Genomic DNA, 24,568 nt, shown 5'->3' with positions numbered 1-24,568 from the left:
CTTACCTTGCTCAGAAAACTGCACGCCGATGATTACGATAGCCCTGATAGGCATGGCAGGCAAGCTGTCGCCGTCGGCGACCTTCAGTCATCGTAGCCGTCATCGAAGTGTCTTCATCTTCCGATTCCCTCGAGGCTACAATCCTGCCGACCAGGAAACCAAGGGTGGCCATCTCGTGCGCCCGCGCCAAGTCGAAATCGTCCAGAGCACGGCGCCTGTCACTGTCAGGGGCCGGCAACGCTGCCAATATCTCCTGGTGACGATCGTTGACCCTCCGGAAGTAGTGCCGAGCCGCTTCCACCAGGAGGTAGTCGTAAGGTCTCGTTCCCAGGGCTGTCGCAGGGTAGCGTGTTATCAACGGCCTACGATGCCGCCCGCGGTCCGGCTTCGCAGCCCTCTTGCCACAACTGATCAGCAAGTCCAGCAACTCGCCGACCCAGGCGATCGCGGCGCCGGTCACCCAGAACACCAACGAGAACGCCGCCATGACCAGGCACAGGAGCAGCCCTATCTCCGCCATCTCAGAACAGGACCTCGTCTTCATCGTCAAGCGACGGGATCTCGTCGTCGGTCGCCAGACCCTTGGCGAACAGGTAGAGCAGCTTGAATCGCTGGAAGGTCGCCGCGGTTTCGGCATCGATCCCCCGGTCTCTCGCCACGAGGTAGGCAAAAGCCTCCTGCACATGCTCCACCAGGCCGGATCGGCCGAGCGTGATGATGAGCTCGTAGCTTGCGACCTCGTGCAGGAAGTCGACCTCGGTCGCGTAGAACGTGTGCCAGGGCTCCAAGCCCAGCAACACCATGTACTTGCTCTCGGCATCTTGGAGGTAGTCGAGGGTCTTCTCGCGGATCCCCGAGAACCGGCGCAGAAACTGCTCCTCATGCCAGCCGTCGAGGACCGGGACCTCATCGTCCCAGTCCCGGCTCGCTGCGGGGTTGAGGATGGTGACCTGCATGGATGGCTCCCCTTCGAAGACCAGGTGAAGGGGGATCGCCGCCGCCCGGGTCTCGAGATGCCACCGGAGAAGGGATCGCTGCCGGGCCGTGCATCGCTTGCCGCGGCGGGCAGCAATCCAGCGACAAAGCTTCTGGAGGCTGGCCTCCAGGGGGACCGTTTCGTCAAACAACTCGTGCGCATCGAGGCCGGGCACGGCGGGGAGGTCGGGTTCGACGAACAACCGAAGTTGAGTAGCTGTGCCGATTGCGAACACCGAACGCGGGGTCCCCTCGAAATTCGTACGCTCCTCTGGGGGCAGCCCGTCTTGGAGCTGCTCCCAGAGGGCCTCGATCTCGGCGATCAGATCTTGCCCCTGCTCGTCATCACCAGGATCGATCGACAATTCCTCGTCGTCGCGCATCAATCACCGGGCCTTTCCGCAGCTGTGCTTCAGCGCGAGGAGGACTTTTTGTTGGCGGTGAAGGTATCGGCTGCTGAGCTACCCGAGCCGATGACGCCCGTGATCTGGGAACCGTCGGAGCTGAGGTCCCCGCTGTAGGTGACGGTCGTGCTGTCCTTGAAGGTGATGACGAACTCGACCTTGTTCCCCGTCCGGGTACCGGCCAGCGGATTCGTATAGGGTTCGGTCCCAGCCGAACCCGTGATCTTCCCGCCCTTCTCGTAAAGCGAGAGGCTGAAGGTCGAGAATCCGGGACGCACCACCAGCCAGTCGCCATCGATGCTGGGCGCCGGAACGACCGAGGATACGCCGGGCAACGAGGAGATTCCGGAGAGGGCGTTACAACCAGAAAGAGCGGTCGATCCCAAGACCAGCATCGCGGTCGTGAGGAGCGGGAGTATGGGACTTCGCATGGCGCGGGAACTCCTTTGTGAGTTGAATTGAGGGCTCGGGAAGACAATCGGGACACCCAGCGGCAGCACGGCTACCACTCGCCGTCCCGGACCGTGTTTGGCTTCTTGCCTAGCTTGACGATATTGTCCACCGGCACCGAGCTGTCGTCTTGCTGCGGTTGGTGGCCCTTCTCGACGTCGACCTGTTTGACAGACTTCACCCCCTTGAGGATGCCCGAGGGCGGTAGGTCCTGCTTCAGTTCGTCATAGAGGGAGAACCAGGGCAGGTGATATTGGGCGTAGGTCTTCGCCGTGACGGGCGTGGGAGGCGGTTCTTCCCCTGTGATCTCCCGGAACACCATGCTGTCGACGATGTGGATGAACACCCGCCCGTAGTTCTCCTGGTCCCAGGTGTCGAGACCGTACTCGTCCGCATAGATCTTCTGGGTCATCTTGCCGCCGGCCGCTAGGCCCATGCTCGGTGCGGCCGCGCTCTCGCAAACCAGGTAATCGCAGGTCTCGACCCGCGGCGGCTCGTCGGGAAAACGCCCCGGCTTCGGGGCGAAGGCGATGAGCTGGATGCCTCCATGTTTCTCGGCGCCGGTGAGCTGTCCCTCGACGGTGTACCCCTGGCCGAGCGGCATGGCGACGAACTGGCGAATCATCCCCTCCCCGGCATTGATCCCATCGAGCCAGGGCTGATCCGGGCAGACGAGGTAATCCTGAGGGGATTCCTCGAGGGGCTGAGCCCAGCCCCTACCGGTCACCACGTTGATCTTGCCGATGGCGATCTTAACCGCGTGGGGCTTCCAGTAGGAGCCGCCGAAGCAGAGCCAGAGCGCCTCTCGCTGGTACATGGGAATGAAGACGCCACCGTGCTCACGCCAGGCAGGCGGCACTCGGTCGAGGTAGTCGTCGACCCTGCGCACGGGAAAGCGACTCAGGCCGGGCGGTAGCGGATAGACGATCCCGTCGTCAGGAATGCGCAGGGTCCGCTGAAAGTCGACCGAGAAGTGCTCGCCGACCCAGATCGTGTCCGACTTGACCTTCACGTCTAGCATTGATTCCTCCGCTCGAAACCGAATCTACTCCGGTTGCCATGATGTTTTGGTAGCGAACGAGGGTTAGTTTTGATCGGTTGGGGTACGAATGGGTCAAGCAAGCTAATTCATGCAAATTCGTCGAAGGGGGGCGCGATGGACGCGTTCGAACGCCGCTGGAACATCCTCAAGATGCTGCTTACTGGCCCCTTGTTTCGGGGTGAGGTTCTCAGCCGCCTACTGGAACTGTCTTCGGACTACGAGACGGATGCCGGGCTCTCGGAAGCCTCAATCTCGGCCGACGTCAAGGCGTTGCGCAAGCTGGGCATTGGCTTTCGTCCGCTAGGCCCCGGCGACAAGCTGACCAAGCAGGCCTATGAGCTGGACATGGGGCACCTGGAGCTGTTCGCCAACAACGAGGAAGCGGCGGCCCTGCAGACCGCCGTGGCGCTATTCGAGGATCTCAAGTTGCCGGAAGCGGAGCGCCTTCGCACGCTATTCGAGCGAGTGCCTGCCTCGGTTCGCGAAGGCCTGTCTGATCCCTACACCGGTCGCCTCCTGAGGACGGGCAACACGGCCTACGACGCGCAGGTCCTCGACAGCCTTCAGCATGGCATTCAGACCGGCCGCATGATGCGCCTGACCTATCGTCCACTGAACCGCGAACCCAAGCGGTACCTGGTGGACCGGGCCTATCTAACCTGGCAGGACGGCTTTCTGTACCTCCATGCGCACTGCCCCGAGGCCGAGGGCAGCACGGAGTGGCACAAGAACCGGGAATTCCGCCTGGATCGCTTCTGCTCCACCAAGACCAGCCCGGCTGTCGAGGTGCTCGATACCCCAGTCTCGCTGGATCAGGTCCCAGCCTTTGAGTTTCAGATCTGGCTCTCGGCGTCGATGGCCTCGGGGTTCCAGAGGGTTCCCCAGCGCCTGCGAGTCCTTGAGGAGACGCCTGACGGCAGCCGTCTGGTGGCCATCAAGGAGAGCATTCCTTTGCGGGCCGTGCGCAGGATTCTGTCCTACGGCGGTCAGGCCCGGGTGGTCGAGCCCGACTTTGTGGTTGCCGAGGTTCAGGCCACCATCGCCCGAATGGCCTCGGAACTCGCGCCGACGGAGGTCAACCAGCCTGACCCATTCAAGAAGCAATCGATGGTTACTTAAGAAAGAAGCTCGTCACCTTCGACGCCCCACGCCTTTCTCGAGGACGCAGCAATGAAGACGCCCAAAGACGCACTAACAGCCTTAAAGCGTGCTCTCCCGGTTATCGCGACGGAATGCTGCGCAGTCCTCGGCTCGGAGCAGCACTACCAAGCGATGGTTTACCACGCACTGCGCGTGCACGGTCAGGTTCCCCTCGAGCAGCTGGGAATGAACGTCAAGATCTGGATTCCGCGTCCCAAGACGACGCTGTTCCGGCAACTCGACCGGCGAAAGGCCGAGGGCTACCGCGGAGGGTTCGAGCCCATCCCGGATGTGGTCATTTTCGCCGAGGGCATCGAAGCCGACTGGCGGCGCCGGAACCGCGACAATACCCTGCGCCAGATGCTACTGGCCCTGGAGAGCAAGGCCTCTGAGCGCGACAAAGGACGCCTATCCCCGGGGGAAGTGCTCAAGGACCTCAGGAAGCTGCATGCCCTGGGTCAAGAGATTGCCCATCGTGCGCCTGCCTCAATCCCGCAGCTGGCGATGCTGGTGATCGATTCGGCACGAGATGCCAATGAGCGAATGACAGAAAGCGCCTTGGATCTGGTCCGGGGCGAGGCCCAGGACCTCGATATCGCCCTCTTCTATGTGGCGGCCCCGTCCGAGCTGGTGGCGGTGGTCCCATCGCAGAAGCGTCCGGTGCACCCATGACGGCTGAACGGGAGGCGAACCCCACCCTCTACCTCACATCGGCGCCGCACCCTCAGGCAACCGCCCTGGTGCCTGGTCGCCTGGTCGTGACCCCCAATCCTCGTGCCGCACGGGCCCTCGGAGTGCCACACGTCAGCCTCCAACGCCTGGCGCAGGGTCTGCTCGCCCGCGCTGGTCGGACGGCCATCGATGCCCTCACGGCGCCACACCTTCTGCGTGACCTCGCACTTGCCCATGGGTTCCCGGACCCGGCTGGCACCGCACGCCGCCTGGCCCCCGTCGTGGCCGAGGTGCTGCGCGCCGGACTGGACCTCGAACAACTTGCAGCATTCGACGATCCCCGGGTTCAGCAGGTCGCTCGGTTCGTCCAGGGTTACCTCGCTCGCCTTCGTGAGCTGAGGCTCCATGATCCTGCCGAGACCTACTGGCTGGCGATTCAAGGCTCCGTGAAGCGGCAGTCGGTGCTGGTGACCGGTTACCCGCGCCTGGGGCGCGATGAGGAAGCGTTCCTGCTGGCGTTGGCGGCTCCCGGCTCGGCCCTGATCCTACCGGGAGGTGAGCACGACGCGGTTCACGAGAACGTGGCCCTTGCCGAGCGGTTTGAGCAAGCCGGCTGGCGGGTGCAACGTGCCGACCTGGAAGCGCCGCAGCGCCCCTCGACAATGCGGGGTTGGCAGTTAGCGGACCAGGTGGCCGAGGTACGAGCCGTGCTGGCCCATGTCAAGGAGCTCCTGCTAGGTGGGACATCGCCCGCCGAGGTCGCGATCGCGGCCCGCGACGATGCAGCCCACGGACCGTTGGTGCTCGCAATCGCCGCCGAACATGGGGTGCCGGTCCATGCCGAGTACCAGATTCCGCTCTCAGAAACTCGCTTCGGGCACTGGCTGGGTCTGCTCACCGAGGTGATCGAGACAAACCTTCCCTTCGAACCCACGTTTCGACTGCTGGGCCATCCGCTGTGCCGGGCGCTCAACGGCGAGAAGCGTCTCGAGGCCCGAGCCAGTCATCCCCATGGGCCCGACGAGTGGGCCGCGCTGGGGGTGCCAACCCAGGAACTGGTCTGGCCTGAGGCGGCCACGGGATTGGAATGGGCCCAGCGTCTGCGCGTTCTGCTGCAGCGCCTGGGCATCGTCCGGCGTGCGCGCCACTGGGCGGCCGAGACGATCGCCGTGGGCCGGTTCACGCGAGCGTTGGATCTTCTGGGCGAACGAGATACCTCTTCTCGCTCGCGGGCGGAGTTCCTCCAGGAGGTCCGGGAGGCCCTGAGCATCCTGACGACCCCGGCCCATCCCGCCCGGGGGGGCGTGGGCCTGCATACTCCGCTGGCGCTCTTTGGCGCACGAGTGAAGCACCTTTTCGTAATCGGGACGGCGGAAGACGAGCTTCCCGCGCGCCTGAACGACGATCCCGTGCTGGACTTCATCACCCGCCAGCGCCTCGAGACAGCCGGCCTTCCGCTCGAGACCGCAACGTCTGCCGCCCGACGGGAGCGGCTCACGTTCGACTCGCTGCTCACCGTGGCCTCCGAGACGCTGACGTTCACCTGCTCTCGCCTCCAGGCGGGCAAAGCTCGCCTGCCCAGCCCGGCCTTCGGATGGCTCGGCATCAAGCTCGAAACTCCCGAGGTTCCGGTCGCGAGCCCCGAGGAGGGACGCCGGATCAAGATCCTGTCCGACTACGCGGACGAAGACGCCGTGCTGGCGAGGGCCAGGATGGCGCTCGCCATCGAGCGCCGCCGGGAGGCGCCGGGTTCGCTCCGGGAGGCCAACCCTCACGACGGCACCTCCGGGATCCCGGTGGACTGGCGCCGGCGAACCTTTAGCGCCAGCCAGCTCTCATCCCTCGGGCAGTGTCCCTTCCGCTGGTATGCCCAAAAGGTCCTGCGGATCAAGGAGCCTGACGAGGCGATCGAGGGCATCGAGCCTCAGGTCCGGGGGCTGCTCTACCACAAGACCCTCGAGCTGGCCTGCCGTGCGGCCATCGGAGCGACCGACCCGCGCCAATCCGTGCTCGATCGTCTCGAGGCCTCTATGCTGGAGGCCGAAGGCGAGCTCGTTCCGGAGCTGGGATATCGTCTGTCCGACCTTCCCGGCTGGGATGCCCGCCGGGAGGAGCACCTGACGGTGCTGCGCCGCGCCGTCCTGCACGAGGGGTTCCTCGACGCGGGGGGCGAAATCGCCGCCACCGAGGGCCACTTCAAGGGGGAATGGAGGGGGTTCAAGGTCCAGGGGCAGGTGGACCGCATCGATCGCGTTGGTGGCGAGCTGGTCATCCTCGACTACAAGGCCGGCAGCGCAATCTACGGCAAGGCCCAGGACGCCTCGCGCAAGAACACCATCGACCTGCAACTTCCCATCTACATCGAGGCGGCGGCGCCGGCCCTGTACCCCGGCGTGGCGGTGCGGGAGGCCTCGTACTACACCCTCTCGAAGCCCAAGCGACACAGGGCCGAGGTTGACGAGCCGGCCCTGGAACTGCTCTTGAGCCGGTTGAAGGCCCACCTGGAAGAAGGGCACTTCCCCGTTGCGCCTGACCTCAAGCGGGCAGCTTGCGAGTACTGCGAGCACGGGGTGGTTTGCCGGGCCGGCGCTCGACTCGGGCGAAAGGAGGCCTGAATGCCACTCACGCTCGACCAGCAACGTGCCGTCGAGGCACCCGGGGATGTGTGCGTCACGGCGGGAGCCGGTACCGGCAAGACACACATGCTCTCGGCGCGCTACCTGCAGCTGTTGCGGACGCATGGCCTCTCGCCGCTCGAGATCGTGGCCACCACGTTCACGGACATGGCCGCAGCCGAAATGCGATCCCGGATTCGCAAGGACGTCGCCGCTGCTCAGCCACCCTTCGCGCCTCAGGTGGCCGTGGAGCTGGAGGCGGCGCCCATCATGACCATGCACGCCCTCGCCGCCCGGATCTGCCGCGAGCACCCCGATGCGGCCGGGGTTCCGGCCGATTTCACCATCCTGGAAGATCGGCCCGAGGGCCCCATCTGGGCGTTGGAACAGTTAGACGAAGCGATCGCTGGCCTGCCCGCCGAGATCCAGGACTCAATTCCGTCGGACCTGCTGCGGGCCGCCATGGAGGCTTTCGGCGCCGATCCCCTGACGGCCGAAGAGGCACTGGCCAGGGATCCACTTGATCTCCCCGCCGTGCTGTCTGCCGAACGCGAATCCCTCGTGGCCAGGTTGATCACCTCGGACCCGTGGCAAGAAGCCGTGAGTGCCCTGAGACGCTGCGCGGGCGATGGTCTCAGGGAAACCCAGCGGGTCGAAACCCTGGCTCTGACTGATGCCCTGGCACGACGGACTGCCGGAGCACCGTGGCCGGACTTCGCGCCGGTGCTGGGCATCAAGCTCAATGTCGGGAGCAAGAAGGGCTGGGACCCCGAGCAATACGAGGAGGTCAAAAAGGCCCTGAGCGAGGTTCGGGACCTGCTGTCCCAGGAGTCGTTGTTGTGGCTCGAGCCCGGCGCGCTCGACGACGTGCTGGCGGAAATGGTCCCGGCCTTGCGCCAGGCCTTCGCTCAGATCCGGGGCCACCTCACGGCGGCCAAGGCTCAGGAGCGGGTACTGGACTTCGGCGATCTCGAGGTCCATGCCCTGCGCGCCCTGGAGCACCCCGAGGTTCTTGCCTACTACTGGAGTCGCTGGCGGGCTTTTCTGCTCGACGAGGTACAGGACACCAACCCGGTCCAGGCCCGCCTGCTGAACCTGCTCACCGAGGGCGCGATTCTCACGATCGTGGGCGACGAGAAGCAGTCGATCTACGGGTTCCGCCGTGCCGACGTGACGGTGTTCGGTCGGATGGCCGAGGCGATCGCCGGACGCGGGGGCGATCGCGTGAGCCTCAAGGAGAGTTTCCGCACGCACGGTCCGCTTCTCGAGATCATCAACCGGGTATGTGGCCCGTCGCTCGGAAGTCTGCGCCAGGATCTCGTGGGTCAGCGAAGTGTCCCTCATGATCTGCCGCACCTGGAGGCCGCTCACGTCCCCAAGGCGGCTGCCGGAGATGTGGAGGCGAGACGCCGCATTGAGGCTCGCCATATCGCCCGGCGCCTCAAGGCCTGGCATGAGGAAGGTCTGCTCCTGCATGACAAGGGCGCGGGCGAGCTGCGCCCGATGAGGTGGGGGGATGTCGCGGTGCTGTGCCGGACGGGAGCGCCGCTGGCGATCTACGAGGAGGCCCTGGCCGCGGAGGGCATACCAACAACCCTGGCCCGAGGCAGCGACCTGCTCGCCACCCGCGAGGCACTGGACGGGACCGCGCTGCTTCGCTTTCTGGCGGATCGGCGCGATGACCAGGCCCTGGTGGCGATCCTGCGTAGCCCGTTCTTCGCCGTCTCGGATGCCGTCCTGCATCGCGCGGCCGACGCACGCGGCGCGAGCAGCTGGTGGCAGGTGGTGGAGGCATCAAGCGAGCCCGATCTGGTGACGGCGCGCGACATTCTGCAGGAACTCCTGGACCAGCGCAGCGAGCCGCCCAGCCGCTTGTTGCAACTGGCGGATCGGCTCACCGGCTACAGTGCGGTGCTGGCAGGGATGCCGGGCGCGCACCGGCGCCTGGCGGACTGGAGCGGCTTGATCGACCAGGTACGTCGGCTCGAGCGTGGCGCGCAGGACGTCTTGACGGTCGTACGCCGCATCCGACGCCTGAGCGAGGCCGAGATCGAGCTCGATCGACCCGCTCTGGAGGCAGGCAACGCGGTGCTGCTCATGACCATCCATGCCGCCAAGGGTCTGGAATGGCCGGTGGTCGTGGTGCCCAACCTCACGGCCGACAAGCCGGCCGATCGGACCCGGATCCGCTTCGATGCGGAGCTGGGCGTGGGGCTGAAGTTCAAGGACGAGGAGGGTAATTCGCAGGAGCCCCTGCGGTTGAAGCTCCACAAACGACGCGTGCAGGAACGCGAGGAGGCGGAGGAGCGCCGGATTTTCTACGTGGCCCTGACTCGGGTCCGCGATCGCCTGCTGCTGACGGCCCCCGACCCGGTCAAGGGCGCCCTGGCTTTTCTGGCGCCGGGTCTCGAAGAGGCCGGGCTAGTTATCGACGAGGTCCAGCCGCAGCCCGGTGACGAGCGGCCCCCGTTGCCTGGACCGTTGGATCCGGTCCCGCTTCCTGCCCGCTGGTTCGAGCAGCCCCTGGGGACGGTGCTGAGCGAGCTGCCGGTCACGGCGCTGGCTGTGTTTGCACGGTGTCCGAGAGCCTTTGCCTATCGCTACGTCGATGGCCATCCCGGTAGCGAGGAGGTCGGTCCCCACGGGGCAGTGCCCTCGGATGATGCGACGGAGCTTGCGCCGCCCCTGCCGGTGCCGGTCCCCCATGCGAACCGGGTGGGTACGGCCGCACACCTGGCCCTGGAACTCGACCTCGACGAGGCGGCGGCGCTCGCCCCGCATGTCTCCGACCTCGCTCCCGATCTCGTCGAGACGGCCTTGCGCTTTGCCCGCTCCTTCCGGAGCGAAGAGGTGTTCCGGGAGGTGCGGGAGGCCATCTCCGAGCGGGAACGTCCCATCACGCTAAGTCTCGGGGGCCTGGAGCTGAAGGGGGTGGTGGACGCCATCGGTCCCGACTTCATCCTGGACTACAAGACCGACCGGGTGATGGACCCCGATCACCATGCCATGCAGCTCTGGGTCTACACGCGGGCGGTCGGCAAGCCTCGAGGCCTGTTGGCCTATTTGCAGCACGGGACGCTGCACGAGTTCACGCCCGATCGACTTGAGGCGGCAGGCGCCCAGGCCGCCGCGATCGTGCAATCCATCGGAGAAGGCCGGTTCGAGGCGCTTCCTTCACCGAGGACCTGTCCCGGGTGCCCCTATGTCCTGCTGTGCCCCAGCGCGATCACCGCCTCGGCGCCGACCTCCCAGGCGGCAGGGACCAGCACATGAAGTATCTTGTTCTCGACTTCGAGACGACGGGGCTGGACCCGACCGAGCACGAGCCCACCCAAGTGGCGGCTCTGCTGCTGGATGACTCGCTGCGAGAGTTGGCGGCTTTCGCGACCCTGATTCGGCCTCAGCGACCCGAGACGGTCACTGAGGAAGCGCTCGCCATCCAGGGGAGGACCCTCGAGGACTTCACCCATGCGATGGAGCCACGGCAGGCCTTCGGCATGCTCGCCGACTACGTGGGCACCCTCTCGGAGCTACCCGTTGTGGTGGGCCACAACATCGGCTTCGACCTGGACTTCCTGCGCGCCTGCGAGGGTCGACTCGGCCTTGAGGTTCCGCGTCGGACGGACTTCATCGACACCGTCCATGTGGCCCGGGTCCACCTCCAGGCCCGGGAACTAACTGCCGATGCGCGCCTTGAAACCCTTACCGCCTACTATGGGCTTCCTCATGAGGCACACGACGCGCTGGGTGACGTCAGGGCCACCGCCCAGGTCCTATCTCGCTTTCTCGCCGAGGCTCCCGAACTGGTGGAACGGGCCCGGGCGGGGACCCTGTTTCCCTTGCTCCTGGACGAGGCTCAAAAGGCCCTGCCGGGCAACTCCTTCCTGGCATCCTGCGAGGGGCAGTATCAGCTCAAGGGTTATCTATCGCCCAAGCAAATTGCGGCGCTGGTCAGGATCGCGCATGGCTTGCCGCGCCCGGGTGCTCGTGAGGACAGCGTGCGCCTTCCGGTGCAAACTCAGGAAACGTGAAGGAGCCCGTAATGCGCACCACCCGGGATCGCCGCCGAGTCTATCTATATCCAGTCGACGACTTCCTCGACCGGATCCGGCCAGCCATGGCCTCATTCTTCCACGGTGATCTCTCGGCCCTGCCCCTGGACCCCACGTTCGATGAATACTGGGTCCTCCACCTCGCCATCCGGGGTTACGACCTGGCCACGGAGTTCGGCTACGGTGACATCAGCGAACTGGCCCGCGCCCGAACGCAGATCTACACCCGTACCGGCACCTGGATCGGTGGGATCCTCGACGTGTGGTTGACGCTTTACCACACTTGCCGCGGGACCCACCATACGGGCGACCTCCCCCCCGAGGCAGAGTGGCGCTCCCAGTATCATGCGCTGCGAGAGCGTCTGCAAAATCCCGGGCTTGGTGACCCCATGTTCATGGGGAGCCGTCCTGATCGTGACCGAGAGCGGCCCTCGGATCTCTCGGGAAGATTCCTCGGCGCCCTCTTGGGACTCGCGGTCGGCGATGCGCTGGGCACGACGGTCGAATTCCAGACTCCCGGGCGGTTCGAGCCGGTCGTCGACATGGTCGGTGGCGGCCCGTTCCGCCTCGCGCCCGGGCAGTGGACGGATGACACCTCGATGGCCCTGTGCCTGGCCGAGAGCTTGATCGAAGATGGGTTCCAACCCGAGTCACAGATGAAGCGCTATCTGCGCTGGTACCGCGAAGGATACCTGAGTAGCACGGGGCGGTGCTTCGATATCGGCGTGACCGTCCGGGAGGCTCTCGAGGCCTTCGAGTCCGCGGGCAATCCAGTCGCCGGATCCACGGACCCCCGCAAGGCGGGCAACGGCTCCCTGATGCGTCTCGCACCACTGCCGCTGTTCCTGTACCAGGACCCTGCCACGGCCATCCACCTGGCCGGCGAGAGTTCGCGCGTGACACACGGTGCCACGACGGCCGTGGATGCTTGCCGCTTCTTCAGCGGGCTCCTGATTGGTGCCCTCAAGGGGTACGGGAAGGAGGATCTGCTGGCGCCTGTCTTCAGCCCCATCGACGGTTACTACCAGGCGCATCCGCTCTGCGCGGAAATCGCAACGATTGCCCAGGGCTCCTTCAAGCGCAAGCAGCCTCCGGAGATCCGAGGAACCGGCTACGTTGTGGAGTCTCTTGAAGCGGCACTCTGGGCCTTCGATCGCGCGGAGAGCTTCGAGGATACGGTCCTGCTGGCCGTGAACCTGGGTCACGATGCCGACACGACGGCGGCGATTGCGGGCCAGCTGGCTGGAGCCTACTACGGTGTCGAGGCGATCCCCTCGCGCTGGCGAGATCGCCTGGCGATGCGTGAGGTCATCGAGCGACTCGCCTGGGATCTCTATCGCAGGGGCCTGGAGGACCATGACCTGGCATTCTGGGGGCAGAACACAGAGAGGGAACCTGACTGAGTTAGCGTACCTGACCCATTTATCCGATCGTATGGCCATAATCAAGCATCGAGCATATTACCCGAGCATCGAATACGAGGATACGACGTGAACGCAGAAGAACAGCTGAGCCCATCGTCCCTTGCCACCGCTACCGTGGAGTCGGTGAAGCACCCGACAGCCTGGTTCGTCGGTGCCTTTTACAACGACACGGATGACCACACGGCGCGGTTCCTGGCGGAAGGCGTCTGGGAGAACGGCTACGATGACAAGTATCTCGAGCTCGTCAGGTCGATGCGGCCCGGCGACCGGATCGCCATCAAATCGTCCTACGTCCGCAAACACGGGCTTCCCTTCGACAATCGTGGTCTGTCCGTCTCGGTGATGGCCATCAAGGCCATTGGAACGATCGTCGAGAACTTGAACGACGGCCAGCGGGTGCGAGTGGACTGGATGCCGGTCACCCCGGCCCGAGAGTGGTACTTCTACACCCACCGGGCGACCATCTGGCGAGTGCAGGCCGGCGACTGGATGACCGACGGCTTGATCGCGTTCGCCTTCGAGGGCGATACGCAGGACTACGCCCGCTTCTGCAACGCACCGTTCTGGCGAGAGCGGTTCGGGACCCAGGCGCCGGAGGCGAAGCGCTTTGGGTGGACGAAGTTCTACGAGGCGATCGCCGACAAGCTGCTGGCATATCGGGACGATCGCAAGCCGCTGCTCGAAGCCATTCAAGGCATCGCCCAGCACGTCGAAGGCCTGGGCCATCTGTCGCAAGACGAGTATCCCGACGGCACGACGGGCTTCCTGAGAGATATCTGCCCGTTCACGGTCATGGGGTTGTTCAATCGGGGCATCACTGATGCAAATCGGCGCATCATCATGAAGGAACTGGGCCAGTTCCTGGGCGTCGAGGAGCCGATCCCGGAATCCTTCGAGGGCATACCCGTACTGAACAACCTAAAGTCCTGGTACTTTCCCAGGGAGAGTGCCCGCACCCCGGACCACATCGATTCGCTCTGGGCGCTGTTTGCCGCCGCGCTGGCTTTCGCGGAATCGGACGATGAGGAAGCTCGTGCGCGCTTCTCCCTGGCCTTTGACCATGCCAACGGACGCCCACTGGTGGCCTGGAACCTCACCTTCGGATTGTACTGGATCCGACCTTGGTCGTTTCTCAGCCTCGACAGCGGCTCCAAGCTCTACATCACCAAGAAGCTCGGCGTGCCCATCGAGCGGCATGGCCCGAAGGGCCTCTGTAACGCCACCGACTACCTGGCGATCATGGACGCCCTGATCCCACGTTTCCAGGAGCCCTCGTACCCGGCCCATTCCTTTCCGGAGCTCTCACTGTCGGCCTGGCATTACAAGGACCCCAGCGCGACGACTCCATCGCAGCCATCCACGGACCCCACCGACGAATCCGAGGATGAAGATCCCGGACTCGTGCAGAAGGCCGAGTCCTTGGTGCCCTACTCGATCGACGACGTGCTGCAGGAGGGCTGCTTCCTCACCCGGAAGGAGCTTGACCAGCTGCTCGTGCGACTACGGACCAAGAAGAACCTGATCCTCCAGGGCCCGCCCGGTACGGGCAAGACCTGGCTGGCCAAGCGCCTGGCCTTTTCCCTGATCGGCCAGAAGGACGAGAGCAAGGTTCGAGCGGTGCAGTTCCATCCGAACCTGTCCTACGAGGACTTCGTGCGCGGCTGGCGCCCCACGGGCGACGGCAAACTTTCCCTGGCCGACGGCATCTTCATGGAAGCCATCAAGGCGGCAGCCAAGGCTCCAATGTCACGCTTTGTCGTGGTCATCGAGGAGATCAACCGCGGCAACCCCGCGCAGATCTTCGGCGAGTTGCTAACGCTACTGGAGGCCGGTAAACGTACGCCCAGCGAGGCGCTCGAGCTCTGCTATCCCGATGCAGATGGGGTACGCCGCCCCGTCCATATCCCGGAAAACCTCCACGTGATCGGCACGATGAACATCGCCGACCGCTCACTGGCACTGGTCGATCTGGCCCTGAGGCGTCGCTTCGCCTTCGCGGATCTGGAGCCGCGCCTGGGTCCGGCGTGGCGCGACTGGGTCACCCAACACTGCGGGCTCGAGGCCGACCTAGCGAACGACATCGAGGCGCGGCTAGAAGTCTGCAATGCGACCATCGCCGGGGATGCCCGGCTGGGCAAGCAGTTCCGCGTTGGACATAGCTACGTGACGCCCCCGTACCCCCTCGAACCGGGTGAGACCCGCTCCTGGTTCCGCCAGGTCGTCGAGACCGAGATTGGACCGTTGTTGGAGGAGTACTGGTTCGACTCGCCCGCCGAGGCCAAAAAGGCCCGCGAGCTGCTGCTGAAGGACTGGGAATGAGCAGCTCCTTGGCGGCGCAGGAGATAGCTTCGGATGCGGCCGGATTCATCGGCCGCATCCCGGTGCGCAACCTCTGGCTGCTGATGCTCTACGCTTCGGAGCTCTATCGAACTCGGGGCGATGGTTCGCTCGGTCAGGAGGACGACCTGGAGGACTTGCCGGGCCTGGTCGCGGAGATCCTGGCTCAGGCGGTCGAACAGCGGCAGCGCCGTCAGCTCACGTATGGCTACCAATCGCGGGACGCCGTCTTGAACCGGGTTCGAGGTCGGATCGACCTGATCGGCACCGAGCGGCGGCAACTTCTGTCCCGGGGGCTGGTGGCCTGCCATTTCGACGAGTTGACGGTCGATACGCCGCGCAACCGTTTTGTCCGAGCCGCCCTGGAGAAGATCGCCCGACTGGTTCGGCGCCCAGAATTGGCGCACCGCTGTCGCTCCATGGCGGGCGACCTGCGAGCGATGGGGGTGTCCGGCAATCCTCCGACCCGGGCCCAGATCAGCGCCGATCGCTTCGGGCGCAACGACACCGCCGATCGATTCATGGTAGCTGCGGCCAAACTGGCCTTTGATCTGGCGTTACCCACCGAGGCGGCGGGCCCTAACGCCATGCTTCAGCCCGAGCGCGAGGAGACTTGGGTGCGCCGCCTTTTTGAGAAGGCCGTCGGGGGCTTCTACGCTGTGACGCTCACTCCTCAGGGGTGGCGGGTGCGGACGGGCGCCCCGCTGGGGTGGGCCATCGAAGCCAAGACCCCTGGAATCGATGCCATCCTGCCTGCCATGCGGACCGATGTGATCCTGGAGCACGTGCCGACGAACCGACGCATTGTCATCGACACCAAGTTCACGACCATCTTGGCGAAGGGATGGTACAGCGATGCAACTCTGCGAAGCGGATACCTCTACCAGATCTACGCTTATCTGCGGTCCCAGGTGGATCGAGGTGACCCTATGGCCGACCAGGCCTTCGGCATGTTGCTGCATCCTTCGGCAGGGGCCAGTGTGGACGAAAGCGTCGTAATCCAGGGCCACCAGATTCGCTTCGCCACAGTGGATCTGACCGCCTCGTCGAAGGATATCCGGGCGCGACTGTTGACATTAAGCAGCTTCCCTGAGATTGAAAAACCCGCTTGACCTGGAGGGCGGGGGTAACCACGGGTATGGTACTGTCGGGGCTTGCCAACTGAGCCTGCTGCTAACGGGTGAAGCTGAATCAGTGCAGGTCGAGCACCCTTGTCGACGTGGTGGACAGTCCCCGGTAAAGGGCTCGACAGTCTGCTGTCGCTAGCCCAGCAAACGGGCAGCCATCCGAAGGAGAACGCACGATGCCTTTACGGATCGCGATTGTCGACCCACGCCCCGACTTGCTCGAATTTCTCAAGGAGCAGCTCAAGGCTCGCGGCTACGACGTCGAGATCGCCTTCACTGAGGCCGAGGTTGAGCAAATGGATCCCCTACCGGACCTGGCGGTGGTGGACTTTGAGCGCACAGTGGACTTAGCGGAGGTTATGCAAGCCATTGCGGAGGGGCTTCGTCAGGAGGGCAAAATTGGCCATCTTCGCTAGAGGGGCGGGCCACACTTCTCCAGTGACGCCAGATTGACGGCAGGTCTTGGAAGAACGCCTGCCCTGGGACCTAGCAACTGAGGCCTGGCGCCAGTATAATTCTGTTAGAGATATCAAGAGAGGATCTACTGCGTTCGGATGAGCAACTCTAACAGCCGATGGACGGTCGTTTCTGAGTCCGAGTTCCCCTGGGAACGCGAGGCGTTGGCCTACATCCGTGAACGACTTCCAGATGGCGAACCGTTCCGAGCGTGGAGCAACTTCGAGTTCATCGCCGAGGACGGCAGCCTCAACGAGGTAGACCTCCTCGTGGTCTCCCGCTACAAGGTATTCCTGGTCGAGATCAAGAGTCGCCCCGGCCTGCTTCAAGGGGACGGCGGTACATGGACCTGGTCTCTAGACGGCAAAGCCCGGGCGGATGACAACCCGTTGCTCTTGGCCGACCGCAAGTCGAAGAAGCTCAAGAGCCTCCTCTCTCGCCAAACGGCGCTCAAGAAGGTTCGCATCCCCTATGTCGATCCGGTGATCTTCCTGTCGGCGCCGGATCTCCGCTGCGAACTGACGGAGACCGGGCGAACGAGCGTATTTTTGCGGGCCGAGGCCCAGCGCGATGGGCGCCCGAGCATCATGGAGGTGCTCAAGGGCGAGGTCGATAGCCGAACGGGCCTGCCAAGTCCCGCCCATTGGGCGCTTGAGGCGGAGGTTTCTCGGGCTTTCGCCCGCGCCATGGACCAGGCGGGGATCCGGCCGTCGCAGCGCAGCCGCCGCATCGGCGATTACCTTCTGGATCAGCTGTTGCTCGAGACCGATGCCTACCAAGACTGGGCGGCCCACCACGTCGCCATGCCGAAGGTCTTACGACGCGTCCGCCTTTATCCAAATGCCTTGCAGGCATCGGAACTCTCGCGGGTGGAGCGGAGACAGGCGGCTGAGCGCGAGTTCCTGCTTTTCGACGGGATCAGTTACCCAGGAATTCTCAAGGCCAGCGATTTCACCGAGCACGAGCGGGGACCGGCCGTGCTGTTCGAGCACGACCCCGACGCGCAGCGTCTCGACTTCTTTCTGCGCGAGCATCTGGACAAGCTCGATATGGGCGAGCGGATTCGCATCGTTCGCGTGCTTGCCGAGACCTTGCAGTTCGCGCACCGCCACCGTATCTACCACCGTGCCCTTAGCCCTCAAACCGTTCTGGTTTCGAAGCCTGAGACGCAGGATCGGACCCTCAAGGTTTTCGACTGGCAAGCCGGTAAGCGCTCGAGCGATACCCTGACCAACCAGCGCCCCACCCTGGAAGGCTGCATGCACCTGAGCCTGTTCGGGGATCCGCAAAGCCTCTTGTATCAGGCGCCTGAGTCGCTGGCGGGAATGGCATTCGATGGCGTCAAGCTGGATGTCTTCTCGCTCGGAGCCATTGCTTACCACGTCTTTTCTGGGCGTCCGCCGGCCTCCAGCCTGCATGAGCTTCAGACCAAATGTGCCACGGGCAACGGCTTGCGCATCGAGGACGCGCTGGACGGCGCCAGCATGGAACTCACAGATCTCATCCAGTTCAGCACCTCTCCAGCCGTGGACCTACGCTTGGGGTCGGTGGACGAGTTCCTGGATCTTCTCTACCAACTCGAAGAGGCCATCACGGCGCCCGATCCCGAGGCCGTAGCCAACCCCCTGGAGGCCAAGCCGGGCGACAAGTTAGAGGGCGGCTTCGTGGTCAAGCGTCCCCTCGGCAAAGGGGCGACCAGTGTCGCCCTCTGGGTCGAGCGCGATGGCAAGGAGGGCGTCCTCAAGATCGCCCTGGATCCGGCGCAGAACGACCGCATCCGGCAAGAGGGAGAATTGCTTAAGGGCCTGCGTCACCAGCACCTGGTGGCGCTCAACGAGGTCCTCGAAATCAGCGGTCATGCGGCGCTCCACCTCACTCAGTCGGGAGCTGGCGAGACCATGGCGCAACGGCTCCGCGACGAGGGGCGCCTCTCCATGGACTTGCTGGAGCGCTTCGGTGAGGAGCTCCTTTTGGCGGTGGCCTACCTCGAGGCCCAGGGCATCTCGCACCGGGACATCAAGCCGGATAACATCGCCATCGGCGAGACGCGCAACGGCCGACGCACGCTGGTGCTCTTCGACTTCTCTCTCTCGGGCACCCCAGTCGAGAACCTACGGGCGGGCACGCCGCCCTACCTGGACCCCTTCCTCCGCCGCCGCACTCCGCCCCGCTGGGATCTCTACGCGGAGCGCTTCGCAGCCGGTGTGACTCTCTACGAGATGGCGACCGGCGTACTCCCGACTTGGGGAGACGGCCAGTCCGACCCGGGCTCTCTCGCGGTGGAGGTTTCGCTCGATGCCAACCTCTTCGACCCTTCGGTTCGCGAGGATCTGGCCGACTTCTTCGCCAAAGCCCTGCACAGCGACTACCGCCGCCGCTTCGAGAATGCCGAGCAGATGCTCAAGGCATGGCGCCGCGTCTTCGAGCAAGTCGACAAACCGACGGTCACCACGGATCACGACGGTGGCTTCGATCTCGATCGGGCCATCGCCTCGGCCACCCTCGACTCGCCACTCGCCTCACTGGGACTCAGCCCTCGCATCCTGAGCTCGCTCGATCGCCTCGGAGCTGCCACGGTACGGCAGGTGATTGCGCTTCCCCGCATTCGCCTCTACCGCAACAAGGGGATTGGCAACAAGACCATCAAAGACGTTCGCGATCTGGCCGAGCGTCTCGCAAAGCGCTTTCCCGAAGCGGTTGACGCCGAGGTTGGAGCGTCGAGCGAGGACATCAAGACCGATCCCCGGAGCTGGAGCGTTGATCGACTCTCGCGGCGTCTGGTCCACGATCGCTTGGATGATGTTGAGATTCCCGTGTTGAGGGCCATTCTTGGACTCGACGAGCGGATTGGCGCTTGGCTTCCATTGGGAGACGTAGCCGAACGCCTGGCTGTGTCGCGAGCGACGGTCGAAAGTGTGCTTGAGCGCGCGCGCAAGCGCTGGGACGATACGTGGATGACGGCGTTGAGGAAGGATGTCGGGGACATCCTGGAACGCCATGGCGGCATCATGACTGGCGAGGAGCTGGCGGCAGCGATTCTGACCCAGCGGGGCTCCATTAGCGAGGAGCCCGTGCGGACCCGACTTGCGGTGGCGGCGATTCGCGCCGCGCTCGAGGTCGAGACGGTGCGCGAGAAGGCTCAGGTCGTCCTCTATCGCGGTAAAGCGCATTTGTTCCTCGCCGCGACCGGGGATTTGTCACCTGCCTTCGCGGATTCTGCGTCGGCTCGCGCGCAGTACGCAGAGCGCCTGGGCGAAAAGGCAGATGAGCTTGCCGCGGCGGATCCTCTCCTGACCCCGCAGCGGGTGCTCGAAGAGTTGCAAGCGGTGCCTGTTCCCGAGGCGATGGCTAAGCTGACGCCCGAGCGATGCCTTTTGCTGGCTCGTTCTGCCTCTCGATTGGCATGCCTGTCCAGCCGCATGGAGCTTTATCCCCGTGGCATGGGCGCTGATCGTGCGCTGCGTCTTGGGGCGGGAGCTATCGTTGGGCCTAAGGAGTTGACGGTCAAACAGGTCCAAGACCGCGTTATGAGCCGTTACCCTGAGGCGGCTCCCTTGCCGGGGCGTCCGCAGCTGGACGAGCTGATCAAGGCCGCCGGGGTCGAAATGGAGTGGGATCACGTCGCACTGGATGGACGGGGAGCCTACGCCACCCGGATTCACCTCGTGGGTGCGTCTTCCTCCACCTTGCACCGTCTGAGCACCGCCTCGGCCCACGAGAACTTGCCCTCGGATGAGATCCTGGATGCTCGGGCCTTCGAAACCCGCTTGGAGCGGGCCGTCACCGACCGGCGTTTTCTCTTGCTCGCCATCGAGCCCAAGTATCTGCTACGGGCCGAGGCCGAGATCACGAAGCGCTTCGAGGTGCATCGCGTCAGTTTCGAGTCGCTCCTAGTGCGCAAGTTGCGCTCGGCGGCTCAGGCGGTGGGTGCCAAATGGGAGGTGGTCGTTTCGGCTGATGGGACACCTCGTGACTCGAACGCTTGGCGCAACCTGCGGGGCCTGGTGAAGCGGGCCATGGGTGAGGTCGAGCAAGAACTGTCGACCAGTTCCACCCCTGTCCTCATGGTCGAGAACGCGCTCATCGCCCGGTACGATCACATGGAGTTGCTCGAGCGCCTGCGTGACGACTGTGCTCGTTCCGATTCCGGCGCCCCTGGCTACTTGGTGCTCATTGCATCGGACGATCAAAGCACCGCCCCCAAGCTAGAGAGGCAAGCTGTCCCCCTGATAACGGCCTCGGAGTGGGTTCGCATTCCTCACGCCTGGCTCGAAAACCGCCATCGCTCCACGCTCGTGCCTACGCCCTGAACGGAGAAACCCTGTGATTGATCCCAAGCGCCTACTCACTGACTTGCAGCGCCGTTGCACTCGCCTCGAAGACGATCTCCGATCGCGCTCCGAGACCGACGAGTCAATGGGTGCAACGCTACGAGGCGAGTATGACGCAGCCCGCGCGGCGGGGCGGACGGCCGAGGCCTTCGAGGTCTGGCGCGACGGGGTACTCACCCAGGCGGCGGTGGCTTGGTTGCTCGGATGCGTCTTTGTACGCTTTCTGGAGGACAATGGCCTCATCGACCCCATGATCTCTGGACCGGGAGACCGTCGGCAGGAGGCCTCGGATGCACAGGAAGCTTTTTTCCGGAAGCAACCGATGGCGAGCGACCGCGACTATCTGCAAGATGTCTTCGAGCGGGTGCGCCAGTTCAAGGTGGCTGCTCCCCTGTATGATCCGGATCATAACCCGCTCTGGGCATATTCAATTTCTGGGGACATGGCCAAGGATCTCCTCCTGTTTTGGCGGAGCATTGTTCCCGAAACCGGCGAATTGGTTCACGACTTTACGGATCCCGAGTGGCGGACGCGTTTTCTGGGGGATCTCTACCAGGACCTCTCGGAGTCGGCACGCAAGCGATATGCGTTGCTTCAGACGCCCGAGTTCGTCGAGGAGTTCATCCTCGATCGCACGCTCGATCCCGCGTTAGAAGAGTTCGGCTTGAAGGAAACTCGGCTCATCGATCCGACGTGCGGGTCGGGGCACTTCCTGCTTGGGGCATTCGAGCGTCTACTGGATCGCTGGTTCAAGGCTGAACCCGCTATTCCCGAAAGGGAGCTTGCACAGCGCGCGCTGAATGGGGTCTACGGGGTGGACCTGAATCCGTTTGCGGTGGCAATTGCACGCTTTCGCCTGCTAATTGCAGCGCTCAAGGCCAGCCTTGTGCAAACGCTGAAAGAGGCGCCAGATTTTAAAATCAGCTTAGCTACAGGCGATAGCCTGCTTCATGGCAAGCGATTCGACAGGCTCTTTGCCTTCTCAGAGGTATATGGAGGTTCTGAGCGGCTCGAGCAGACTGGATATGGCCATTCCTTCCAAGCAGAGGATCTTGCTGAGCTCAACCGTATTCTTGGCCAGCAGTACCATGCCGTGGTCGGTAATCCCCCGTACATCACGGCCTCAGATCCAGCCATCAATGCTAAGTATCGGGAACTTTACGCAACTTGCCATCGCAAGTATTCGCTTGGAGTTCCATTCACGGAACGCTTCTTCGACCTCGCGATTGTCGGCGTGGACAGCCAGTCCGCAGGTTTCGTTGGGATGATCACTGCAGATTCTTTCATGAAGCGGGAATTTGGCAAGAAGCTGATCGAAGAATTCCTGCCCAGGCAGGATCTTACGCACGCAATCTCTACGGCTGGCGCTTCAATTCCCGGCCACAACACGCCAACCGTTATCCTCCTTGGTAGGCACAGGGGGCCGGTGGCGCAAGCGATCCGCGTGGTGATGGGGATCAAGGGCGAGCCAGGCACTCCGGAAGATCCTGCCAAAGGTCTTGTGTGGCAGCAGATTTGTACACTCGTGGACCAGCCGGGTAGTACCGGCGAGTTCGTCAGCGTAGCAGACGTCGATCGAAATACATTGGCAAAGCATCCGTGGAGCATCGGGGGAGGTGGTGCCGCTGAGCTCAAGGAATTTATCGACGCCAATGCCGGGGGGGGGGCGCTCGACGACCAGGTCGCCAGTATCGGGTTCGGTTGTATCGTGAGTGAGGAAGAGGCGTTCTTCCTTTCGGCACTTCGTGCGCGTAGCGTGTCAAAGCAACATATCCGGCAGATGGCGGTCGGCGATGGGGTTCGTGAGTGGTCACTTCAGGCCCCGCAGCTTATTTTCTTTCCTTATGATGGCAATGTTGGATTGGCTCCAGAAGGAATAGCAACATCCTGTTTGTGGAACTATCGAGCCACACTGGCAAGCCGAGCCGCTTTTGGAAAACAAACCTACAAACAAGTCGGCCGTCCATATTACGAGTATCATCAGATTCCGATCGAAAGAAACAAACTCCCGCTATCAATCGTGTTTGCCTTCGTCGCTACCCACAACCACTTCGTGCTTGATCGTGGTGGGAAGGTCTTCAAGCAAACAGCACCCGTCATTAAGCTTGGATCTACTGCTTCCGAGGACGATCACCTCAAGCTGTTAGGTGTACTAAACAGCTCAATTGCATGCTTTTGGCTAAAACAGGTATGCTTTCCTAAGGATGCCAATAAGGGGACCTTGGATTGGGAAAACCGATACGAATTCGACGGCACAAAGGTTGGTCAGTTTCCACTAAGCAGGACAAGTCCCCTTGCTTTGACCAGACAGCTTGATTATTTTGCTCAGCAATACGCCGCGAATTTGCCGAGCAAGTTAACAGAAAATGGTGTTCTGGATCGAAATGAGCTTGATAGAGCTCATACGGTTGCCACAAAATCCATGCATGGAATGATCGCCATACAAGAGGAGATTGATTGGCATTGCTATCGTCTATATAGTCTATCGGAGGAGGACTTGACGCATCCTAATCCTCCCGAGGTACGACTTGGCGAACGGGCCTTCGAGATTGTCATGGCCCGACAAATGGCAGCCGGGGAGCTTGAGACGGCTTGGTTCGAAAGCCACCGATCTACTCCTGTTACCGAAATACCTACTCATTGGCCTGATGATTACAAGTCGGTCGTCGAGAAGCGGATCGCGCTGATCGAGTCAGATCGAAATATCGCCCTGATCGAAAAGCCTGAGTACAAGCGCCGCTGGAACACCCCCGCATGGGAGGAACTCGAAAAGGAGGCCCTGCGCGAGTGGCTGATCGACCGGCTGGAGGATCCCCGCTACTGGGCAAATGAAGACCCAATGCCCCAGACCGTTTACGACCTGGCCTCTAAAGCCCAGACCGACGCGGAGTTCCTCCAGGTTGCTGAACTTTACGTCGGCCATGAGGGTGTCGATCTGCGCCGGCTCGTCGCGGAGCTCGTTGAGAGCGAAAGCGTACCCTTCCTACCTGTCTTGCGCTACAAGGAATCGGGTCTACGCCATCGGGCCGTCTGGGAGCGCACATGGGAGCTACAGCGCCGCGAGGATGCCGGTGAGGACGTGGGTACCATCCCCCCCCCGCCAAAATACAAGTCGGCGGATTTCCTTAGCGCGACCTACTGGCGCCTTCGGGGAGCCCTGGATGTGCCTAAGGAGCGCTTCATAAGCTATCCTCACTGTTCTCGTGACGGGGATCCGAGCCTGCTTGTCGGTTGGGCGGGCTGGGACCACCTACGGCAAGCCCGTGCCCTCACCAGCTACCTGACCCAGATCGTGACCAACGAAGGGTGGAGTGCCGAGCGACTGACTCCCCTTTTCGCCGGCCTCCAGGAGCTGACCCCTTGGCTTAAGCAATGGCACAACGAAATCGATCCCGAGTACGATCAGCGGATGGGGGATTTCTTCGAGGGCTACCTCCTCGAGCAGCTTCACCTGCATCAGCTCACGGTCAGCGACCTCAAGGCTTGGAAACCGCCGGCTACTGCGGCTCGCCGTGGTCGGCGCGCATCGGTGAGTAACTAAAG

Annotated in this window: 15 protein-coding genes; 11 read left to right on the top strand and 4 right to left on the bottom strand. The window is 63.4% G+C overall.

The window, feature by feature from the left end:
- Nucleotides 1-10: 10 nt before the first annotated feature.
- The 4 genes from J7643_03930 to J7643_03915 form a co-directional block, all read right to left on the bottom strand.
- Entirely contained in the window at nt 11-550 is a 540-nt protein-coding gene (locus J7643_03930; GenBank protein MBO9539724.1) for a hypothetical protein, read from the bottom strand.
- A complete protein-coding gene (locus J7643_03925; GenBank protein MBO9539723.1) occupies nt 522-1,358 on the bottom strand; it encodes a hypothetical protein in 837 nt (278 codons plus the stop codon). Before J7643_03925 ends, J7643_03930 begins: the two co-directional genes overlap by 29 nt.
- 29 nt (nt 1,359-1,387) lie before the next feature.
- On the bottom strand, nt 1,388-1,810 hold the full coding sequence (locus J7643_03920; protein MBO9539722.1) for a hypothetical protein: 423 nt from the start codon (nt 1,808-1,810) through the stop codon (nt 1,388-1,390).
- A gap of 71 nt (nt 1,811-1,881) precedes the next feature.
- The gene (locus J7643_03915) at nt 1,882-2,850 is read right to left on the bottom strand and encodes a hypothetical protein (GenBank protein MBO9539721.1); all 969 of its coding nucleotides are present in this window, start codon (nt 2,848-2,850) and stop codon (nt 1,882-1,884) included.
- A 135-nt stretch (nt 2,851-2,985) separates the two neighbouring features.
- On the opposite strand from J7643_03915, the gene J7643_03910 reads away from it, so the two are divergent.
- From J7643_03910 to pglX, 11 genes are all read left to right on the top strand, one after another.
- Entirely contained in the window at nt 2,986-3,990 is a 1,005-nt protein-coding gene (locus J7643_03910; protein ID MBO9539720.1) for a WYL domain-containing protein, read from the top strand.
- Between the two features lie 51 nt (nt 3,991-4,041).
- Nucleotides 4,042-4,683 carry a hypothetical protein gene (locus J7643_03905; GenBank protein MBO9539719.1) on the top strand — a complete coding sequence of 214 codons (642 nt, stop codon included), beginning with the start codon at nt 4,042-4,044 and terminating at the stop codon, nt 4,681-4,683.
- The gene (locus J7643_03900) at nt 4,680-7,298 is read left to right on the top strand and encodes a PD-(D/E)XK nuclease family protein (GenBank protein ID MBO9539718.1); all 2,619 of its coding nucleotides are present in this window, start codon (nt 4,680-4,682) and stop codon (nt 7,296-7,298) included. The genes J7643_03905 and J7643_03900 overlap by 4 nt, the downstream gene beginning before the upstream one ends.
- Nucleotides 7,299-10,571, top strand: a complete 3,273-nt coding sequence (locus J7643_03895; protein MBO9539717.1) for a UvrD-helicase domain-containing protein — start codon at nt 7,299-7,301, stop codon at nt 10,569-10,571.
- Nucleotides 10,568-11,329: a 3'-5' exonuclease gene (locus J7643_03890; protein ID MBO9539716.1), complete on the top strand. Its 762-nt coding sequence runs from the start codon at nt 10,568-10,570 to the stop codon at nt 11,327-11,329. The genes J7643_03895 and J7643_03890 overlap by 4 nt, the downstream gene beginning before the upstream one ends.
- 416 nt (nt 11,330-11,745) lie before the next feature.
- Nucleotides 11,746-12,753 carry an ADP-ribosylglycohydrolase family protein gene (locus J7643_03885; protein MBO9539715.1) on the top strand — a complete coding sequence of 336 codons (1,008 nt, stop codon included), beginning with the start codon at nt 11,746-11,748 and terminating at the stop codon, nt 12,751-12,753.
- 135 nt (nt 12,754-12,888) lie between these two features.
- Nucleotides 12,889-15,093 (top strand): AAA family ATPase, encoded by a 2,205-nt coding sequence (locus J7643_03880; GenBank protein ID MBO9539714.1) that lies wholly within the window; start codon nt 12,889-12,891, stop codon nt 15,091-15,093.
- Nucleotides 15,090-16,223: a 5-methylcytosine-specific restriction endonuclease system specificity protein McrC gene (gene mcrC, locus J7643_03875; protein ID MBO9539713.1), complete on the top strand. Its 1,134-nt coding sequence runs from the start codon at nt 15,090-15,092 to the stop codon at nt 16,221-16,223. Before J7643_03880 ends, mcrC begins: the two co-directional genes overlap by 4 nt.
- Nucleotides 16,224-16,414: 191 nt before the next feature.
- Complete coding sequence (locus J7643_03870) at nt 16,415-16,654, top strand: response regulator transcription factor (protein ID MBO9539712.1); 240 nt, start codon at nt 16,415-16,417, stop codon at nt 16,652-16,654.
- Between the two features lie 138 nt (nt 16,655-16,792).
- Nucleotides 16,793-21,004: a BREX system serine/threonine kinase PglW gene (gene pglW, locus J7643_03865; protein MBO9539711.1), complete on the top strand. Its 4,212-nt coding sequence runs from the start codon at nt 16,793-16,795 to the stop codon at nt 21,002-21,004.
- A 13-nt stretch (nt 21,005-21,017) separates the two neighbouring features.
- Nucleotides 21,018-24,566, top strand: a complete 3,549-nt coding sequence (pglX, locus tag J7643_03860; protein ID MBO9539710.1) for a BREX-2 system adenine-specific DNA-methyltransferase PglX — start codon at nt 21,018-21,020, stop codon at nt 24,564-24,566.
- Nucleotides 24,567-24,568 lie beyond the last annotated feature (2 nt).

Source organism: bacterium (assembly GCA_017744355.1).
In the GTDB taxonomy this organism is placed as follows: domain Bacteria; phylum Cyanobacteriota; class Sericytochromatia; order S15B-MN24; family UBA4093; genus JAGIBK01.
This window is presented reverse-complemented; position numbering and strand designations above follow the sequence as displayed.

What these genes read in the sequence shown, in the direction of transcription:
- J7643_03925 (MBO9539723.1), bottom strand. Translation starts at nt 1,358, where the DNA reads ATGCGCGACGACGAGGAATTGTCGATCGATCCTGGTGATGACGAGCAG.
- J7643_03920 (MBO9539722.1), bottom strand. Translation starts at nt 1,810, where the DNA reads ATGCGAAGTCCCATACTCCCGCTCCTCACGACCGCGATGCTGGTCTTG.
- J7643_03915 (MBO9539721.1), bottom strand. Translation starts at nt 2,850, where the DNA reads ATGCTAGACGTGAAGGTCAAGTCGGACACGATCTGGGTCGGCGAGCAC.
- J7643_03910 (MBO9539720.1), top strand. Translation starts at nt 2,986, where the DNA reads ATGGACGCGTTCGAACGCCGCTGGAACATCCTCAAGATGCTGCTTACT.
- J7643_03905 (MBO9539719.1), top strand. Translation starts at nt 4,042, where the DNA reads ATGAAGACGCCCAAAGACGCACTAACAGCCTTAAAGCGTGCTCTCCCG.
- J7643_03900 (MBO9539718.1), top strand. Translation starts at nt 4,680, where the DNA reads ATGACGGCTGAACGGGAGGCGAACCCCACCCTCTACCTCACATCGGCG.
- J7643_03895 (MBO9539717.1), top strand. Translation starts at nt 7,299, where the DNA reads ATGCCACTCACGCTCGACCAGCAACGTGCCGTCGAGGCACCCGGGGAT.
- J7643_03890 (MBO9539716.1), top strand. Translation starts at nt 10,568, where the DNA reads ATGAAGTATCTTGTTCTCGACTTCGAGACGACGGGGCTGGACCCGACC.
- J7643_03885 (MBO9539715.1), top strand. Translation starts at nt 11,746, where the DNA reads ATGGGGAGCCGTCCTGATCGTGACCGAGAGCGGCCCTCGGATCTCTCG.
- mcrC (MBO9539713.1), top strand. Translation starts at nt 15,090, where the DNA reads ATGAGCAGCTCCTTGGCGGCGCAGGAGATAGCTTCGGATGCGGCCGGA.
- J7643_03870 (MBO9539712.1), top strand. Translation starts at nt 16,415, where the DNA reads ATGCCTTTACGGATCGCGATTGTCGACCCACGCCCCGACTTGCTCGAA.
- pglW (MBO9539711.1), top strand. Translation starts at nt 16,793, where the DNA reads ATGAGCAACTCTAACAGCCGATGGACGGTCGTTTCTGAGTCCGAGTTC.